This window comes from Nocardioides sp. NPDC000445, assembly GCF_040300245.1.
Taxonomy (GTDB): domain Bacteria; phylum Actinomycetota; class Actinomycetes; order Propionibacteriales; family Nocardioidaceae; genus Nocardioides.
Map to the genome: position 1 here is coordinate 153,292 of NZ_JBEPDH010000017.1, position 17,068 is coordinate 170,359.

The window sequence follows — 17,068 nt, forward strand, 5'->3', positions numbered from 1 at the left end:
AGGAGGAGCTCAGATGACCGCACCACTGGCACGTACGGCACAGATGATGGCGCTCGCGTTCATGACCATGGTCGTGGGGCTGGGGGTCGTCGTCGCGCTCAGCATCCCCGACGCCGACCTGCAGCTGCCCTCGGCGTACGTCATCGGCGGGCAGGTCGCGGCCGGAGTGGTCATGGCCTTGCTCTGCTCGGCGATCGGGTTCCGCGCGGTTCCGATCGCGCCCGGGACCCCGCCGGAGAAGGCGACCAGCGAGGGCCTGCAGAAGCACCAGACCTCGATGATCCTGCGGCTCGTCCTCAGCGAGGTCGTCGCGCTCGTCTCTCTCGGCCTGGCCTTCGTCCTCACCGAGGGGCAGCTGATGACGTACCTCATCGGCGGGGCCGTCTCGCTGGTGCTGATGGCCTACTTCGCCTACCCGTCGGCGCGCAACATCCGCAAGGTGGAGGCCAGCCTCGACAGCGCTGGTGCGCCGTCGAGGCTGGCAGAGGCGTTCGGCGTGGGTGACGGTCCGTCCAGCACCCACCAGGTGCTCTAGACCGTCAGGTCGATCCCCTCGGCGGCGAGCGCCTCGCGGTAGGCCTCGACGTTGCGCATCTTCACGTTCTCGTAGCCCCGCACCATGTCCGGGAGCTCCGCGAGGCGGACGGCCCGGGCGTAGGACTCCTCGGTGAGGTCCTCGGCGAGGCCGGTGACCAGGGCGGAGTAGTGCGCGAGGAGGGCCCGCTCGGTGCGGCGTACGTGGGCCTGACCGAACGGGTCGAGGACCGTGCCGCGGAGGAACTTCATGGTCGCCAGCAGGCGGAGCATGAAGTGGGTGCGCGGCCCGAAGGTCATCTTGCGACCCTTCAGGAACGCCCCGAACACCGGCGGGGAGAGCTTGAAGCTGATCTTGCCCTGCACCTCGGCACGGACGCCGTCCAGGGCGGCCGGAGCGGTGAGGAGCCGGGCGACCTCGTACTCGTCCTTATAGGCGGTGAGCTTGAACAGGTAGCGAGCGACCGCCTCGGAGAAGCGGGTGTCCTCGGTCACCGCACGCTCGGCGTTCCAGATCCGGTCGACGGTCTCGACGTAGTCACGCGCGGTCGCCTGGTTCTGGAAGGCGACGAGCTTCGGGGCACGGAACTCGGCGAGGCGACGCACCTCGCCGTCGAACGTCGCGGCGTCCAGGGCCGGCACGGCGATCTGCTCGACCGGAGCGGTCGCGGTGCCGGTGACCTTGGCGAACTCCTCCGGCGCGGCGACCGAGGCGCGGCCCCAGCGGAAGGCGGCGACGTTGGCGCTGACCGCGACCCCGTTGATGCCGATGGCCTCCTCGATCGCCTCGGCGGGGATCGGAAGAGCGCCGGCCTGGTAGGCGGCACCGACCAGCAGGAAGTTGGCCGCGGCGGTGTTGCCGAAGAGGGTCTCCGCCGCCGCCAGTGCGTCGAAGGCACGCAGCGAGGACGTCGCGCTGTTGACCCGGGTGAGCAGCTCGTCGTCGGCCGGGTAGGCGATGTCCTTGTCGTAGACCATCGGCCCGGTCGGCGTCTTGCTGGTCGACACGACGGCACGGGTCTGCGCCGGGTCACCGTAGGCGAGGTTCTTGCCCTCGGCCAGGGTGAGCAGGTCGAAGCCGAGCAGCGCGTCGGCCGACCCCGGGGTGACTCGGTTGGAGGGGTCGATCGATCCCGGGCCGAACCGCAGGTGGGCCGTCACCGGGCCCGCCTTCTGGCTCATCCCGACCTGGTCGAGCGACTCCACGCCGAAGCCGGCGCGCAGCGCCGCGGTCGCGAGCACCTGGTTGACCGTGACGATGCCAGTGCCGCCGATGCCGGCCATGAAGAGGCCGTACGTCCGCTCCAGCTCGCCGTAGCCCGGGTCGGCCACCGTCGGCGGCTCGGGGGTCGGCTTCTTCGCCTTCTTGGCGGTCGGGTCGGTCTCGACGGCCATGAAGGAGGGGCACTCCCCCTCGACGCAGGTGTAGTCGGTGTTGCACGAGGTCTGGTCGATGCGGGTCTTGCGGCCCAGCTCGGTCTCGACCGGCTGCACGGAGAGGCAGTTGGACTTCACGCCGCAGTCGCCGCAGCCCTCGCAGACGGCCTCGTTGATCACGATCCGGGTGTTACGGGCCTCGATCGTGCCGCGCTTGCGCTGACGCCGCGCGTCGGCGGCGCAGTGCTGGTCGTAGATCAGGACGGTCACGCCCTCGACCTCACGCAGCTCCCGCTGGGCGTCGTCGAGGCGGTCGCGGTGCCACAGTCGTACGCCTGCGGGGAAGTGGGCGCGGCGGTAGCGCTTCGGCTCGTCCGCGACGACGATGATCGCCTTGACGCCCTCGTTCATCAGCTTGTGGGTCAGCTGCGCCATCGCGACCTCGCCCTGCCGCTTCTGGGCACCGGTCATCGCGACGACGTCGTTGTGGAGCAGCTTGTAGGTGATGTTCACCCCGGCCGCGACGCACGCCTGGATGGCCAGCTGCGCGGAGTGGAAGAAGGTGCCGTCACCGACGTTCTGGAACGTGTGACCGGCGTGGCTGTAGGGCGCCTGGCCGATCCACTGCGAGCCCTCGCCGCCCATCTGGGTGATGCCGACGACAGCGCTGTCCTCACGCTGGGATGCGGTCACCAGGGTGTGGCAGCCGATGCCGCCGCCGCCCAGGCTCCCGTCCGGGAGCGCGGTCGAGCGGTTGTGCGGGCAGCCGGAGCAGAAGTAGGGGGTGCGCGAGGTCGAGAGCAGCGGCAGGTCGATCCGGGCGGGCCCGGCGGCCTTCAGCTGGGCGTGGCCCTTCAGCGCACGACGCAGCGGCGCGAGCAGGCGGCCGGCGGTCAGCTCGCCGTCGAGCGGAACCAGCGGGACGCCGTTGCGGTCCTTCTTGCCGATGATGACGGGAGCGGAGGGCGCGCCGTAGAGGATCTCGCGGATGCCCTGCTCGATGAAGGACGTCTTGTCCTCGACGACGACGATCTCCTCGAGCCCGTCGGCGAACTCCGAGACGATGGTCGGCTCGACCGGCCACATCATGCCCAGGCGCAGCACCCGGATCCCGGCGGCCATCAGCTCGTCGCGGTCGAGGCCGAGGTCCTTCAGGCCCTGGCGCATCGAGTCGTAGCACGAGCCGGAGGCGACGATGCCGACCTTGGCGTTCGGTGCCTTGACCTCGATCCGGTTGAGCCGGTTCTCGGCGGCGTACGCCTTCACGACGTTCATCCGGGGGCCGTAGAGCTTCGCCTCGGCGCCGACGATCCGGTCGGGGAAGAGCTCGATCTTGGTCGGCTCGTAGGTGTAGGGGACGCCTTCCCACTCGGTCTTCGGGGTGACCGGGTCGAGGACGCCGATCTCCGGGTTGACCACCCAGGCGCCGTCGGCGACGTCGGCCACGATCTTGAGCGCGACGACGCAGCCGGAGGCGCGGGAGAGAGCGATGCCCTCCATGCCGTACTCGACGATCTCGGAGGCGTTGCGCGGGAACAGCACCGGGATGCCGAGGCTCGCCAGGGTCCGCTCGCTCACAGCCGGCACAGTGGACGACTTCGCGGCCGGGTCGTCACCGACCAGCATCAGCATGCCGCCGGTGGGGTGGGCACCGTACATGTTCGCGTGGCGCATCGCGTCGAGCGCGCGGTCGACGCCTGGGCCCTTGCCGTACCAGACGCCGGTGACGCCGTCGTAGCGCTCGGTGTCGAGGGTGACCGCGGACTGCGAACCCCACACCGCGGTGGCCGCGAGCTCCTCGTTGAGGCCGGGGACCACGGTGATGTCGGCGTCGGCCATCTCGTTCGGCAGACCCAGCAGCAGCTGGTCGAGACCGCCGAGCGGGCTGCCCGGGTAGCCGGAGATGAAGGTGCCGGTCCGCAGGCCGCGGCGCTGGTCGAGGGCCCGCTGCTCGACGAGCATCCGCGCGATCGCCTGGATCCCGGTGAGCAACACCGGTCCGGCTCCGACTCGATAGCGGTCTGCCAGGTCGTAGGCCTCGAACGAGGTCCCGGGCTCGAACACTGCGGTCATAGGTGTGACTCCTCAATCTGCCGGGCGGCGCTGGTGGTCCGTCTGGAGCGTTGTGCCGGGACTGCCGGGTGAGGCTGTCCCGAGCGACCACCCGCAGGGTGTGCGGGTGGCCTGGGTCACATCATCGTGGATAGGGCCTGCGCTCTGCCAATTCCTGAGGCGCAGATCACCAGGCGACGCTGAGGTACTGCGTCTCCAGGTACTCCTCCAGACCGGCCCGCGCGCCCTCGCGCCCGATGCCACTCTGCTTCACCCCGCCGAACGGCGCCGACGGGTCGGAGACCAGGCCACGGTTGACGCCGACCATCCCGGCGTCGATCCGCTCGGCGACGTGCAGCGCCTCGCCCATCTCGCCGAAGACGTACGCCGCCAGGCCGAACTCGGTGTTGTTGACGGAGGCCAGCAGCTCCTCGGTGTCGTTCCAGACCACGATCGGGGCCACCGGCCCGAAGATCTCCTCGCGCAGCAGCGGCGAGTCGGCCGGTACGCCGGTCAGGACCGTCGGCGGGTAGAAGTAGCCGGCGGACTGCGGGATCTCGGCGCGGTGGGCGATCACGGCTCCAGCGGCCACGGCGTCGTCGACGAGGCCGGTGACGGTGGCGTACGCCTTCGCGGAGATCAGCGGGCCGATGTCGCTGCCCTGCTCGGCGGGGCCGACGCGGAGCGCCTCCACGGCCGCGCCGAGGCGGGCGGTGAACTCCTCGGCGACGTCGGCGTGGACGTAGAGCCGGTTGGCCGCGGTGCAGGCCTGTCCCCCGTTGCGGAACTTGGCGACCATCGCGCCCTCGACCGCTGCGGCGATGTCCGCCGAGGAGGTCACCACGAACGGCGCGTTGCCGCCGAGCTCCATCGAGGTGTTCACGACCCGGTCGGCGGCCTGGCGGAGCAGGATGCGGCCGACGCCGGTCGAGCCGGTGAAGGAGATCTTGCGGACCCGCGCGTCGGCGAGCCAGGTGCTGACAATGCCGGCGGCATCCGTTCCGGGGACCACGTTGACGACGCCGTCCGGCACGCCGGCCTCGGCGATCAGACGGGCGACCGTGAGAGCCGTCAGCGGCGTCTCGGAAGCGGGCTTGAGCACGACGGTGCAGCCGGCCGCGAGGGCCGGAGCGATCTTGCGGGTGGCCATCGCGGCCGGGAAGTTCCACGGGGTCACGAGGGCGGCCACGCCGACCGGCTTGTGGGTGACGATGGTGCGGGTGCCACCGGCCGGCGAGGACCCGAAGTCGCCGTGCGGACGCACGGCCTCCTCGGCGTACCAGCGGAAGAACTCGGCGGCGTAGACGACCTCGCCGCGGGCGTCGGCGAGGGACTTGCCGTTCTCGAGCGCGATCAGGGCAGCGAGCTCGTCGGCGTCGCGCAGCATCAGGTCGCGTACCCGGCTGAGCAGGTCGCTGCGGGTCCGCGGCGGCAGTGCCGACCACTCCGGGAGCGCCGCGGCGGCCGCGTCGACGGCCGCGGTCGCGTCCTCCGTGCTGCCGTCGGCGACGTCGGCGACGAGCTCACGGGTGGCAGGGTTCTCGACCGCGAAGACCCCGGCGGTGCCCGGACGCCACCGGCCGCCGACGAGGACCCCGCTGCCGGGCTCGAGGGAGTCGAGGTAGCTGGTCTCGATGCTGGTCTTGGGGCTGGTCTTGGGGCTGGTGGTCACTTGGTCTCCTCGAGTGCGGTCGTGAGTACGTCCAGGGCCTCGTCGAGCAGCTCGTCGGAGATGCTCAGCGGGGGCAGGACGCGGATGACGTTGCCCCAGGTGCCACAGGTCAGGGTGATGACACCCTGGCTGTGAGCGTAGGCGGCGACGGCCTTGGCCACCGCGCCGTCCGGGTTGCCGGTGGCCGGGTCCACGAACTCGGCGGCGATCATCGCGCCCCGGCCGCGTACGTCACCGATGCGCGGGTCGCTCGCCTGCAGGTCACGGAGCCTTCCGAGGAGACGCGTCTCGATCTCGCGGGCCCGGGTGAGCAGGTCCTCGGCCTCGATGGTCTCGATCACGGCCAGTGCGGCGGCACAGGCGAGCGGGTTGCCGCCGTAGGTGCCGCCCAGCCCGCCGGGGTGGACGGCGTCCATGACGTCGGCGCGACCGGTCACCGCGGAGAGCGGCAGGCCGCCGGCGATGCCCTTGGCGCTGACCACGAGGTCGGGGACGACGCCGTCGTGCTCGACGGCGAACCAGGTGCCGGTGCGACCGAAGCCCGACTGCACCTCGTCGGCCACGAAGATCACGTCGTTGGCCCGGCACCACTCCGCCAGGGCGGAGAGGAATCCCGACGCCGGGACGATGAATCCGCCCTCGCCCTGGACCGGCTCGATCACGACGGCGGCGAGGTTCTCGGCACCGACCTGCGTCTCGATCAGGGAGGTCGCCCGAGCCGCCGCCAGCTTGCCGTCGATCTCGGGGGCGTCGCGGAACGGGTAGGACATCGGCGCCCGGTAGACCTCGCCCGCGAACGGCCCGAAGCCGTGCTTGTAGGGCATGTTCTTCGCGGTCATCGCCATGGTGAGGTTGGTGCGCCCGTGGTAGGCGTGGTCGAAGACGACGACCGCGTCCTTGCCGGTGAACGAGCGGGCGATCTTGACCGCGTTCTCGACGGCCTCGGAGCCGGAGTTGAACAGCGCGGTGCGCTTCTCGTGGTCGCCGGGGGTGAGCCGGGCGAGCTGCTCGGCGACGGCCACGTAGCCCTCGTAGGGCGTGACCATGAAGCAGGTGTGGGTGAAGGCCGCCACCTGATCGGAGACCGCCTCGACCACCTTGGCGGCGCTGGAGCCGACGGTGGTCACCGCGATGCCGGAGCCGAGGTCGATGAAGCGGTTGCCGTCGACGTCCTCGACGATGCCGCCGGCCGCGCGCGCGGCGAAGACGGGCATGGTCGTGGCCACGCCCTGGCTCACGGCCGCTACCTTGCGGGCCATGAGCTCCTGGGAGCGCGGGCCGGGAAGCGGCGTACGCAGGAGACGGGACTGTTCGAGGGTCGAGGACTCGGTCATGGGTTCAGCATGAGCCTCGGCGACACATGTCGTCCAAGACCTTTTGACTACTACAATCATGTCTCGTGAGCATGGATCTGCGGCTGCTGCGCTACTTCGTCGCCACCGCCGACGCGGGCTCGGCGACGCGTGCCGCCGAGGTGCTGCACGTGACCCAGCCGGTGCTGTCGCGGCAGCTGCGGCAGCTCGAGACGAACCTGGGTGTTCCGCTGTTCGCGCGGGAGGGACGGCGGCTGCGCCTCACCCGGACGGCCGAGGATCTCCTCCCCCGCGCCCGGGACCTGCTCGCGCACGCCGGCGACCTCGAGCGCGCGGTCGGTGTCCTGGCCTCCGGCCGGCTCGACGAGCTCCATCTCGCCGTGCCCTCCACGACGCTCACCGACGTGCTCGCGCCGTTCCTGGCGACGCTCGGACCCGACGACCCGGTCGCGATGGTCCGCGAGCTCGATCCGCGCGGCGCGGCCGCTGCCGTCCGCGCCGGCGCCGACCTGGCGATCGTCACCCGGCCGCCGGCGCGGTCCCTGGCTTCCCATGCCCTCGCCGTGCTGCCGGTGTGGGCCTATGTCCGGCCGGACGACCCGTGGTCGGCGCGGGGCTCTGTGGACGTACGCGATCTGGTGGCGCGGCCTCTGGTGCTCCTCACCGAGGATCTGCGGCCGCGGCCGCTCCTGGACGCAGCGGCCGAGGACGCCGCCGTGGGTTACGGCGACGTCCTCGAGGTGTCCAACGCCCAGGTCGCGCAGGCGCTCGCGGCCTCGGGCCGCGGGATCGCGGTGGTCTCCGACGACCCCCGCTTCGGCCTGGTGCCCCTGCACATCGAGGCGCCGGCCGGGAGGGTCCGGATCAGGCTGTACGCCGCCTGGGACCCCCAGCACCACGCCGCCGAGGCCCTCGCGGGCCTGGCCGAGCGGCTCTCGGTGTTCTGCGTCGAGCGCTACGGCGCCGAGGTCGCCGTCCGCTGAGCGGACATCGACGTCAGCGCGGCCAGGATCCGCTCGGTGATCTCGTCGACCGGGCCGAGTCCGTCGACGGTGGCGAGGAGGTCACGCTCGGCATAGTCGGCAGCGAGCGGGCCGGTCTCGGCGGCGTACACCTCCAGCCGCCGGCGGATGACCGACTCGGTGTCGTCGGCTCGGCCCTGCTCCTCGGACCGGGTCAGGAGCCGGCTCACCAGCTCGTCGGGATCCGCCTCGAGCAGCACCACCGCGTCGAGCCCGACGCCGGAGAGCTCGAGGAGCGCGTCGAGCTCGACGACCTGCTGCGGGGTGCGCGGATAGCCGTCGAGGAGGAACCCGTCGGCACAGTCCCGATGGGCGAGGCGGTCGGCGACCATGGCGTTGGTGATCTCGTCCGGGACGTACTCGCCCGCGTCCATGTAGGTCTGTGCCGCCACGCCCAGCGTGGTCTGCTGGGCGACGTTCGTCCGGAAGATGTCGCCGGTCGAGATCGCCGGCACGGCGAACCGCTCGGCGATGACGACGGCCTGGGTGCCCTTGCCGGCACCGGGCGGTCCCATGAGGAGGAGGCGCATACGAAGGGTGGACCTTTCTCGAGGGGTGGCGCGCTCACCCCCACGATGAGCGCGCCCGGTCGGAGGCTAGGCACCGCTTCGCTGCGATCACGTTGCATCCGTGCCGACCTCTGACAGATCTCTGGCAGACCTCTCGGTCAGCGGCCGCCGATCCGGCGAGCGATCTCCTCGCCCACGCGTACGGCGCCGTCGACGTGCTGGAAGCCGTGGCCGGCGACATCGCTGCTGCCGAACTCGATCGGCCCGAGCGGCTCGCGCAGCACCGCACCCCAGCGGGTCAGCCCACCCAGGTCGAAGCTCGTCCCGTACGCACCGCCGGTGAGCTCCTGGTGCTGCCAGTCGCTCTCGACGAAGGTGAGCGGCTCGAGCGCCGCCTCCCCGAAGTACGCCGCCAGCGACTCGAGCACCTCACGGCGTCGCTCGGAGTCGGAGAGACGGCCGACCGCGTCCGCGCGCTCGTCGGAGACGAACCCGACCAGCGTCCCGCGCGACTCGCCCTCGGGGGTGTTGTCGTAGACCTCGTGCACCAGCTGCCAGGGCGCGAAGCCGGTGCCGCTGAGCCCGTCGGCGCGCCAGAACGGCGTCTCGTACTGCGCCTGCACCTTGATGACCAGCCCGAACGACTGGTGCTCGCGGGCGATCCGGTGCTCGGCCGGAAGCTCCGGGCTGAACCGGATCCGCTTGACCAGGGTCGGCGGCACGGCGAGGACCAGCCGGTGGGCGGCGTGGATCTCGGTGCCGACGTGGACGACGGCACCGTCCTCGTCCCACTCGATGTGGGTGACGTCCTGGCCGAGCCGGACGCGATCGCCCAGCCGCCCGGCCAGCGTCAGCGGCACCCGCTGCAGGCCCCCGACGACTCGGCGGTCGAGGATCACGTCGGCGTCGACGAGGTTGCTGAACGACCCCGCGCTGGCGGCCATCTGCACCGCCTGGAGCGCGGAGAACGAGTGGGCGGGCTTCGTCAGCATCGCCGGCCCGATGTAGAGGGCGATGTTGTCGACCGCGACCGGGTCGTCGCACTGCTGCTCGAGCCAGACACGGAACGAGACGCTGTCGAGGTGGTCGGCGTCGTCGAGCTCCCACGGCCGGGCCGGGTCCATGGCCGCGGCCAGCGCGTCGAGCGTCTTGGTGAGCTGCGCGATGGCGGCCGAGGTGGCCTCGCCGACCGGCAGGTCGTCGCCGAAGCGGTGCGCTACCCCCGCCTTGTCGACGTAGAGCGACTCGCCCTCACGGAAACGCGGGTAGGTCGGCAGGCCGAGCTCGTCGAGGATCCCGATCAGGGCGTCCTGGTCCGGCGAGACCCACTGACCGCCGATCTCGAAGTCGGCCTCTTCGCCGGGCGCACCGTGCGCCTCGGTACGCAGCCGGCCGCCGACACGGTCGCGCGCCTCCAGGACGAGTACGTCCTGGCCTGCCTGGGCCAGTCGCCAGGCCGCGGTCAGGCCGGTCACGCCGGCGCCGACCACGATCACGTCGTGGGTGGTCATGTCAGTTCTCCTGTTTGTCAGTGTCGGTGGGCCGTCGGTCGGGACGCTGATCGGGACGCTGGGCCAGCAGCGGGAGGCTCGGGTCCCAGCGGGTCCCGTCGGCCTCGTCGCGCTTGCGGCGGGCGATGCCCGAGAGCGCCTCGAGGACGACCCGGTTGGCGAGGAACGAGGTGATGTCGGCGTGGTCGTAGGGCGGAGAGACCTCGACGACGTCGATGCCGACCACCGGCAGCTCGTAGGCGATCCGGCGGACCGAGTCGAGCAGCTGACGCGCGGTCAGGCCACCCGGCTCCGGGGTGCCGGTGCCAGGAGCGTGGCCGGGGTCGCAGACGTCGATGTCGACCGAGAGGAAGACCCCGTCGCACTCGTCGGTGGCGATGGTGAAGGCCTCGGTGAGGCACTCCTCCAGGCCACGGTGCACGATCTCGGTCATCTCGTAGGACCGCATGCCCTGCTCGGCCATCCAGTCCAGCGTCTCGGGCTCGGGCCAGTAGCCACGCAGCCCCATCTGCAGGAACCGGTCGCCGCGCAGCGCGCCGGACTCGATGAGCCGGCGCATCGGCTGGCCGTGCCCGATCAGCGAGCCGAACTCGATGTCGCCGGTGTCGGCGTGGGCGTCGAAGTGGATCATCGACACGCGCCCCTGGCCCAGGTGCTGGGCGACGCCGGCGGCGTCGGGCCAGGCGATCGTGTGGTCGCCGCCCAGCACCAGCGGGATGGCGCCGTTGCTCGTCACGGCGTGGACGGCCTCCTGCAGGTCGCGCACCGAGCGCTCGGCGTCGCCGGAGAACATCTCCACGTCGCCTGCATCGAGCACGCGAAGATCCTTGAGCGCGTCGACCCGCATCGCGAGCGAGGGCCGCGACCCGTCGTGGGCCAGGTAGCAGGTCTGCCGGATGAACTGCGGGCCGAACCGGGTGCCCGACCGGTGCGACGTACCTCCGTCGAAGGGGGCACCGAGGATGACCACGTCGGCCCCCTCGTACGTCGCGGGGTCGGCCCAGTCGCACCGGTCGACACCCAGGAAGGTGATGTCGGGGCCGAACTGGGTTCCGTAGCGAGCCATGGCGTTCTTCTCTCTCGTTCGTTTCTCTGGATACGTCGGTCGTGCTCAGTCCTCGGTCGGGTCGACGACCAGGAACCGCTCGCCCGGTCGGCGGGCGAGGTAGACGTAGTAGTAGGCGAGGGCCGCAACCACGACGCCGGCCGTGATCAGGACGTCCATCCGCGCGGAGCCGGCCAGCGCGTAGCCGATCGCGCCGATGACGACCAGCGGGGGCAACGGCCACAACGGCATCCTCCAGCTCTCGGCGGCCGGTGCCAGTCGACGCGCGCGGAGGGCGGCGATCGCGACCACGACGTACATCGTGGACATGACCACCGAGGTCACGCCGAGCAGAGACTCGATCTCGACGGCGCCCGCCAGGATCGTTCCGGGGATGCCGATGACGAGGGTGGCGAGCCACGGGGTGGCGTAGCGGGGGTGCAGCTTGGTCAGCACGTTGTTGACCGGAGCGGGCCAGGAGCGGTCGCGGGCGGAGGCGTAGACGACCCGGGCGTTCTGCAGCACCATCACGATGACGGCGTTGAGGATCGCGATGGCGATGGCGACGTTCACGGCGACCGCGACGCGCTCGCCACCCCAGGCGGCGACCCACTGGGAGAAGTTGCCGGAGGCGAGATCGCCGAGGTCGTCGACCGCGAGGACCGTGGTCACGGTCGGGATGAGGATGACGAGGCCGCCCAGGCCGAGGGTCCAGAAGATGACGCGGGCGACGTTGCGACGCGGGTCGACGATCTCCTCGGAGAGGTAGACCGTGGTGCCGAAGCCACTGACCAGGAACGTGCTCACGGCGAGACCGGAGATGAGGATCGCCAGGGTGAAGGGCTCCAGGCCGTTCTCACCGATGACGTGCGGCGAGACCAGCTCGCCGGGGCCGCGCTGGACGTGGCCGAGCCCGAGCACGACGACGACGGCGGCGGCGATCATCTCGAGGGCGAGGAAGGTGCCGGTGACGACGGCGTTGGCCTTGATGTTGAGGATCGCCGTGGCGGTCGAGAGGAGCATCACGATCGCACCGGTCGCGGCCCGCGGCAGCTCCACCAGGTCGGCCAGGTAGTCGGCGGTGCCGAGGGCGAAGATCGGCGGGATCAGCCAGAGCAGCACGCCCGCCAGGGAGAACGTCAGCCAGCCCATCGACTTGCCGAGGGTCTGGGTGACCATCGCGTACTCACCGCCGGAGCTGGCGGTCCGGGTGCCGAGCTCGGCGTAGCACGCGGCGATCGCGATCGAGACCGCGAAGCCGGCGACGACGGCCAGCACCGCGCCGCTCCCCTGGGTCGCGAACAGCTCCGGGACGATGATGAACAGGCTCGATGCGGGCGTGATGCACGACAGCACGAGCAGGACCGCGGCGCCGGGTCCGAGCACCCGCGCGAGCCGCCGCCGTTCCTGCGCCGGCTTCACCCCGTCGGGGCTCACCTGCATGGATTCGATCATCGCGGGTCTCCTTGTGATGAGGGTACAGCGGGTTTTGAACGCCGTACAAAACTTTGAACGGCATTCAAAGTGACCCAGATCACCGCTAGAGTCAAGGGGTGGGACCGAAGATTTCACCGAGCGAGCACAAGGAGACACTGTCGAGGTGACGCGCACACGCTCCAACAGACGCCTGGAACGACCGCGCGAGCAGGTGCTCGCGACCACTCTGGAGATGGTGGCCGAGCAGGGGCTCGCCAAGGTGACGATGGCCTCCCTCGCCGCTCGGCTCGGCACCAGCGGAGGCCACCTCCTCTACTACTTCGGCACCCGCAACGGCCTTCTCCTCGAGACCCTGCGATGGAGCGAGAACGAGTACGCAGCACAGCGAGCGCCCATCCTGGAGAAGGCCGAGAAGGACGGCTCCGGAGGCGTCGACGCGCTGGTGTCCTTCACCGACGTCTACCTCGCCCTCGACGAGCGTGACCCGCGCTGGCTCCTCTGGCTCGAGCTGTGGGCACGAGCGCCGTACGACTCCGAGCTCGCCGCCGCGCAGCGCGCTATGGACGACGAGTGGCACGCCGACCTGGTCCGGCTGTTCGCCGCGGCGCTCCCGGAGGTGCCCGACCGCGAGGCCGTCTCCGAGCGCCTGCGCGCCATGTGGGACGGCTTCAGCATCGGCATCGTCACCGGAGGCGGCACCACCCTGCGCGAGCACGCCCTCGCGCACACCCGCACCGTCGTCGCCGGACACGAGGGGTAGCGGGCATGCCGATCGCGTCCTGGTTCCCCGAGGCCCAGCTGGGCATCTTCGTCCACTGGGGCATCTACAGCGTCGACGGCGTCGCGGAGTCCTGGTCGTTCTACGACGGCCGGGTCCCCTACGCCGACTACATGGCGCAGCTCGACGGCTTCACCGCCTCCAGGTTCGACGCCGACGCCTGGGCCGAGCTCTTCGAGAAGGCGGGGGCGACGTACGCCGTACTCACCGCCAAGCACCACGACGGGGTCGCGCTCTACGACACCGACGCCAACGACCTCTCCGTGGTCGAGCGGAGCCCGGCGGGTCGTGACCTCGTCGCCGAGTTCGTCGAGGCCGTACGCCGCCGGGGGCTGAAGGTCGGCCTCTACTTCTCCCACCTCGACTGGTCCCATCCCGACTACGCGACCGTGCGGCCCGAGGTGCAGCACCACGTGGTGCAGGACAACCCGTACGCCGTCCCGCGGCCGGGTGCGGAGGAGCCCGAGCGCTGGGAGCGCTACCTGGAGTTCCACCGCACCCAGATCCGGGAGGTGGTCACCCGCTACCAACCGGATCTGCTCTGGTTCGATGGCGAGTGGGAGCGCGACGAGCGGCAGTGGCGGATGCGGGAGCTGCGTGCCGAGCTGCGCGAGCTCGCACCCGAGATGGTCGTCAACGGCCGGATGCTCGGCCACGGCGACTACGTGACCCCGGAACAGGGTGTTCCGATCGTGCCGCCGGACGGCCCGTGGGAGCTCTGCCTGACCATCAACGACTCCTGGGGCTGGCAGCCACAGGACCACAACCACAAGTCACCGCGCCAGCTCGTGCGCACCTTCGTCGAGACCATCGGCGGTGGCGGCAACCTGCTGCTCGACGTCGGGCCGCGCGAGGACGGCACGATCACGCCCGAGCAGACCGAGCGGCTCGAGGCACTCGGCGAGTGGGTCGCGCGCCACTCCCCCGCGGTCCACGGCATCCGCCGCGGTCTCCCCCACGGTCACTTCTACGGTCCGACCGCCGTCTCGGCCGACGGCCGGACCCTGTTCCTCTACGTCCTCGACCGGCCCAACGACTACGTCGTGGTCCGCGGCCTGCGCAACCAGGTCCTGAAGGCGTACGTCCTCGGGTCCGGCGCCGAGCTCGACCACCAGCGCATCGGCGGGCTCCACGACGTCCCCGGCTGGGAGTACGTCTTCACCACCGACGACGTCCTCGACCCACTGTGCACCGTCATCGCCCTCGAGCTCGACGGCGAGGTGTCGGTGCACCGCGAGCACGAGTCGCACTAGCCGAGGCGTGCGGGCACCGACGTCATCAACGCTCGTCTCGAGAGGAGCATGACCAGGAGCGCCAGCGTGGTCAGCGCGGCGGCGACCCACACCGGAGCCAGCGCGCCCGCTCCGGTCGCCAGGCCGAGAGCACCGAGCACGGGCCCGGCCGCGGCTCCGGTGTTCAGGGCGGCGGTCGCGTACGCCCCGGCCATCGTCGGTGCGCCCGCGGCGGCGTAGAGCACCCGCGCGATCAAGGTGCTGCCGACCCCGAAAGCCAGCATCCCCTGGACGAGGACCAGGCCGAGGAAGAGCCCAGGACGAGGCGCGGCGAGCGCCAGCGCGATCCAGCCGACCGGCAGCAGCGGGCCGCCGACGGCGAGCACGAGGCCGGGCCGGTGGTCCGAGAGCCGCCCGGCGAGCGTGACCCCGAGGAACGACCCGACCCCGAACATCACCAGCATCACCGAGATCCACACCTCGGCCAGGCCCGCCGTCCCGGTCACGACCGGCGCCAGGTAAGTGATGGCCGCGAAGGTGCCACCGTTGACCAGGGCACCGAGGGCCATCGCGAGGAGGAGACGGGGCGAGCGGAGCCGGCCGAGCTCGGCACGGAGCCCGGGGGTGAGGGCGGTCCCGCCCGGAGCGGACCCGACACCCCGGAGAATCCCGACGATCGCGGGAACGCACAGCAGCGCGATCGCCCAGAAGGTCGCTCGCCACCCGGCCGCGGTGCCGAGCAGCGCCCCGGCCGGAACGCCCGCCACCATGGCGATCGTCGTACCGGACAGCAGGATCGCCAGCGCGCGCCCCTTCCGGTCGTCGGGCACAAGCCTGGTGGCCGCGCTCAGGGCGACCGCGAGGAAGCCCGCATTGGCGAAAGCGCTGAGCACGCGGGCCGCGAGCAGGAGCGGGAACGCGGGCGTGACCGCCCCGAGAACATGGCAACCGGCGAACACGAGCAGACAGACGAGCAGCGCGAGCCGCGGCGGCCAGCGCCGGGCGAAGGCAGCCATCACAGGAGCGCCGACGACGATGCCGACGGCGAACGCGGAGGTCAGCAGACCCGCCGTACCGACAGAGACGTCCAGGTCAGCGGCAATCGCGGGGATGAGCCCAGCGAGCATGAATTCAGAGGTGCCCATGACGAAGACCGCCAGGGCGAGCAGGTAGAGAGCAAGAGGCATCGAGTACTCCGAGGTGAGAGGTCACAGGGACGCTTCTGGTCACCACGGCCGGAAGCCCGGAGTACGCCGCACTCACCCGCGCGAAAGGCGGGTGGCGCTGCTCAGCGGTTCACGGGGCTGGCGGTGTGACCGGCAGCCCCTGACCTGTCCGACTCGGGACTCGACATGCCCCGGACACTACCCGAAGGCGTCACCACGGTCTCGGCTCATGTCCGGCGCGTGAAGCGGATGTCGCCGTTGGGTAAGCGTTCGTGGAGGTACGCGGCGTCGTGGGCGCGGTGGTGGTGATGGCTGCAGAGCAGGGCGGCGTTGTCGAGGTCGGTCGCGCCGCCTTGGGCCCAGGCGATCCAGTGGTGGGCCTCGGCCCAGGTGCCGGGGATGTCGCAGCCCTCGGCCTCACAGGTGGCCGAACGCAGCAGGAGGGCTCGGCGTTGGGCGGCGGTGAAGAAGCGTTCCTTGCGACCGAGGTCGAGGACCTCGGAGGCGCCGCCGAGGACGGCGGGGAGGATGTTCGCGGTGCAGGCCAGGCGCCGGGCTTCGGCGGCGGTGATCGGGCTGCCACCGAGGATCTGGGCGATGCCGGCTTCCTTGCGGAGCTGGTCGAGGTCGACGGTGACGATCACCGTGGTCGCATCCCCGCCATGGATCGGCAACCGCGATGGGTCGAGGGTTTCCAGCAGCTGGCAGAACGCGCGTCCCAGGCGCCGGTCGTAGGGCAGGTACTCGCCGGTCTCGGTGCGGGTGCCGTCATCGCGTCGGGGTGAGGCGAAGGCCTCCAAGGTGGTGGCCAGCCGGTCCGCGGCCGCGTCCGGGACCACCGCCGAGATCCGGGTGGTGCCGTCCCCAAGCCGCCGCATCGCCAGGCGGGTCTTCTTCCGCGCGTGGGCCTCCTCGGCGGCGAGCCGTTTCGCCTCTTCCGCCTCGGCGATCTCGGGGGCGATGACGTCGAGGATTCGGCGGCCCAGACGTCGCAGTTGGGTGGGGTCGAACCGGGTGGCGTAGGCGACCAGGGCTTCTTCGGCCTTGGTCTTGATCTCTGGGTCGAGGTCGGCGGGGAGGTCGTCGAGGGCGTTGACGATGACGTGGGCTTGGGCGGGGTTGCAGTCACCGCGGCGCATGGCGGCCGCGACCTGGTGGTAGGTCCGGTCCACAGCCTCGGCGAGCCGGAGGTCGGCGTGAACCGCCCCGGGATGTCCGGAGACTTCATTAGTTGGAGGATGAAGTCATGGCACGTCCGAGTAAGTACCCCCGGGAGCTGCGTGAGCGCGCGGTCCGGGCAGTCGCGGAGTCGGTGGAGCAGGGTGAGTACCCCAGTGAGTTCGAGGCGATCCGCACGATCGCGGGCAAGTTGGGGATCGGGTCGGCTGAGACGCTGCGTAAGTGGATCCGTCAGGCAGAG

14 protein-coding genes and 1 pseudogene are annotated in these 17,068 nt (G+C 71.1%); 5 read left to right on the forward strand and 10 right to left on the reverse strand.

Annotation, left to right across the window (positions count from 1 at the left end):
- The first annotated feature begins 13 nt into the window (after positions 1-13).
- Entirely contained in the window at positions 14-535 is a 522-nt protein-coding gene (locus ABT304_RS22090) for a hypothetical protein (RefSeq protein ID WP_350718473.1), read from the forward strand.
- Here the strand turns inward: ABT304_RS22090 and ABT304_RS22095 are convergent.
- From ABT304_RS22095 to gabT, 3 genes are all read right to left on the reverse strand, one after another.
- The gene (locus ABT304_RS22095) at positions 532-3,984 is read right to left on the reverse strand and encodes an indolepyruvate ferredoxin oxidoreductase family protein (protein WP_350718475.1); all 3,453 of its coding nucleotides are present in this window, start codon (positions 3,982-3,984) and stop codon (positions 532-534) included. The two genes, ABT304_RS22090 and ABT304_RS22095, sit on opposite strands and share 4 nt — an antisense overlap.
- A gap of 166 nt (positions 3,985-4,150) precedes the next feature.
- Positions 4,151-5,635, reverse strand: a complete 1,485-nt coding sequence (locus ABT304_RS22100) for an NAD-dependent succinate-semialdehyde dehydrogenase (protein ID WP_350718477.1) — start codon at positions 5,633-5,635, stop codon at positions 4,151-4,153.
- Positions 5,632-6,969 (reverse strand): 4-aminobutyrate--2-oxoglutarate transaminase, encoded by a 1,338-nt coding sequence (gabT, locus tag ABT304_RS22105; RefSeq protein ID WP_350718479.1) that lies wholly within the window; start codon positions 6,967-6,969, stop codon positions 5,632-5,634. Before gabT ends, ABT304_RS22100 begins: the two co-directional genes overlap by 4 nt.
- Before the next feature lie 71 nt (positions 6,970-7,040).
- Here gabT and ABT304_RS22110 point away from each other — a divergent pair, with 71 nt between their 5' ends.
- Complete coding sequence (locus ABT304_RS22110; RefSeq protein WP_350718496.1) at positions 7,041-7,931, forward strand: LysR family transcriptional regulator; 891 nt, start codon at positions 7,041-7,043, stop codon at positions 7,929-7,931.
- Here the strand turns inward: ABT304_RS22110 and ABT304_RS22115 are convergent.
- The 4 genes from ABT304_RS22115 to ABT304_RS22130 form a co-directional block, all read right to left on the reverse strand.
- The gene (locus tag ABT304_RS22115; RefSeq protein WP_350718481.1) at positions 7,904-8,500 is read right to left on the reverse strand and encodes an adenylate kinase; all 597 of its coding nucleotides are present in this window, start codon (positions 8,498-8,500) and stop codon (positions 7,904-7,906) included. The genes ABT304_RS22110 and ABT304_RS22115 overlap by 28 nt on opposite strands.
- A 137-nt stretch (positions 8,501-8,637) precedes the next feature.
- A complete protein-coding gene (locus ABT304_RS22120; RefSeq protein ID WP_350718483.1) occupies positions 8,638-9,990 on the reverse strand; it encodes a flavin monoamine oxidase family protein in 1,353 nt (450 codons plus the stop codon).
- Position 9,991: 1 nt separating this feature from the next.
- Positions 9,992-11,056: an agmatinase gene (speB, locus tag ABT304_RS22125; protein WP_160022263.1), complete on the reverse strand. Its 1,065-nt coding sequence runs from the start codon at positions 11,054-11,056 to the stop codon at positions 9,992-9,994.
- 45 nt (positions 11,057-11,101) lie between these two features.
- Entirely contained in the window at positions 11,102-12,490 is a 1,389-nt protein-coding gene (locus ABT304_RS22130; RefSeq protein ID WP_350718485.1) for an APC family permease, read from the reverse strand.
- Between the two features lie 145 nt (positions 12,491-12,635).
- Here ABT304_RS22130 and ABT304_RS22135 point away from each other — a divergent pair, with 145 nt between their 5' ends.
- Both ABT304_RS22135 and ABT304_RS22140 read left to right on the forward strand, forming a co-directional pair.
- Positions 12,636-13,232 carry a TetR/AcrR family transcriptional regulator gene (locus tag ABT304_RS22135; RefSeq protein ID WP_160022259.1) on the forward strand — a complete coding sequence of 199 codons (597 nt, stop codon included), beginning with the start codon at positions 12,636-12,638 and terminating at the stop codon, positions 13,230-13,232.
- 5 nt (positions 13,233-13,237) lie between these two features.
- The gene (locus tag ABT304_RS22140; protein WP_350718487.1) at positions 13,238-14,503 is read left to right on the forward strand and encodes an alpha-L-fucosidase; all 1,266 of its coding nucleotides are present in this window, start codon (positions 13,238-13,240) and stop codon (positions 14,501-14,503) included.
- Here the strand turns inward: ABT304_RS22140 and ABT304_RS22145 are convergent.
- The 3 genes and pseudogenes from ABT304_RS22145 to ABT304_RS22155 all read right to left on the reverse strand — a co-directional run.
- Positions 14,500-15,669: a Cmx/CmrA family chloramphenicol efflux MFS transporter gene (locus tag ABT304_RS22145; RefSeq protein WP_350718489.1), complete on the reverse strand. Its 1,170-nt coding sequence runs from the start codon at positions 15,667-15,669 to the stop codon at positions 14,500-14,502. The genes ABT304_RS22140 and ABT304_RS22145 overlap by 4 nt on opposite strands.
- Before the next feature lie 206 nt (positions 15,670-15,875).
- Complete coding sequence (locus ABT304_RS22150; RefSeq protein WP_350718498.1) at positions 15,876-16,088, reverse strand: HNH endonuclease signature motif containing protein; 213 nt, start codon at positions 16,086-16,088, stop codon at positions 15,876-15,878.
- Between the two features lie 3 nt (positions 16,089-16,091).
- Positions 16,092-16,844: pseudogene (locus ABT304_RS22155) on the reverse strand (DUF222 domain-containing protein); the annotation flags it as partial.
- Positions 16,845-16,894: 50 nt separating this feature from the next.
- On the opposite strand from ABT304_RS22155, the gene ABT304_RS22160 reads away from it, so the two are divergent.
- Positions 16,895-17,068, forward strand: a 174-nt coding sequence (locus tag ABT304_RS22160) for a transposase (RefSeq protein WP_350718500.1), incomplete at its 3' end; no start/stop codon positions are given.

What these genes read in the sequence shown, in the direction of transcription:
- ABT304_RS22090 (WP_350718473.1), top strand. Translation starts at nt 14, where the DNA reads ATGACCGCACCACTGGCACGTACGGCACAGATGATGGCGCTCGCGTTC.
- ABT304_RS22095 (WP_350718475.1), bottom strand. Translation starts at nt 3,984, where the DNA reads ATGACCGCAGTGTTCGAGCCCGGGACCTCGTTCGAGGCCTACGACCTG.
- gabT (WP_350718479.1), bottom strand. Translation starts at nt 6,969, where the DNA reads ATGACCGAGTCCTCGACCCTCGAACAGTCCCGTCTCCTGCGTACGCCG.
- ABT304_RS22110 (WP_350718496.1), top strand. Translation starts at nt 7,041, where the DNA reads ATGGATCTGCGGCTGCTGCGCTACTTCGTCGCCACCGCCGACGCGGGC.
- ABT304_RS22115 (WP_350718481.1), bottom strand. Translation starts at nt 8,500, where the DNA reads ATGCGCCTCCTCCTCATGGGACCGCCCGGTGCCGGCAAGGGCACCCAG.
- ABT304_RS22120 (WP_350718483.1), bottom strand. Translation starts at nt 9,990, where the DNA reads ATGACCACCCACGACGTGATCGTGGTCGGCGCCGGCGTGACCGGCCTG.
- speB (WP_160022263.1), bottom strand. Translation starts at nt 11,056, where the DNA reads ATGGCTCGCTACGGAACCCAGTTCGGCCCCGACATCACCTTCCTGGGT.
- ABT304_RS22130 (WP_350718485.1), bottom strand. Translation starts at nt 12,490, where the DNA reads ATGATCGAATCCATGCAGGTGAGCCCCGACGGGGTGAAGCCGGCGCAG.
- ABT304_RS22140 (WP_350718487.1), top strand. Translation starts at nt 13,238, where the DNA reads ATGCCGATCGCGTCCTGGTTCCCCGAGGCCCAGCTGGGCATCTTCGTC.
- ABT304_RS22145 (WP_350718489.1), bottom strand. Translation starts at nt 15,669, where the DNA reads ATGCCTCTTGCTCTCTACCTGCTCGCCCTGGCGGTCTTCGTCATGGGC.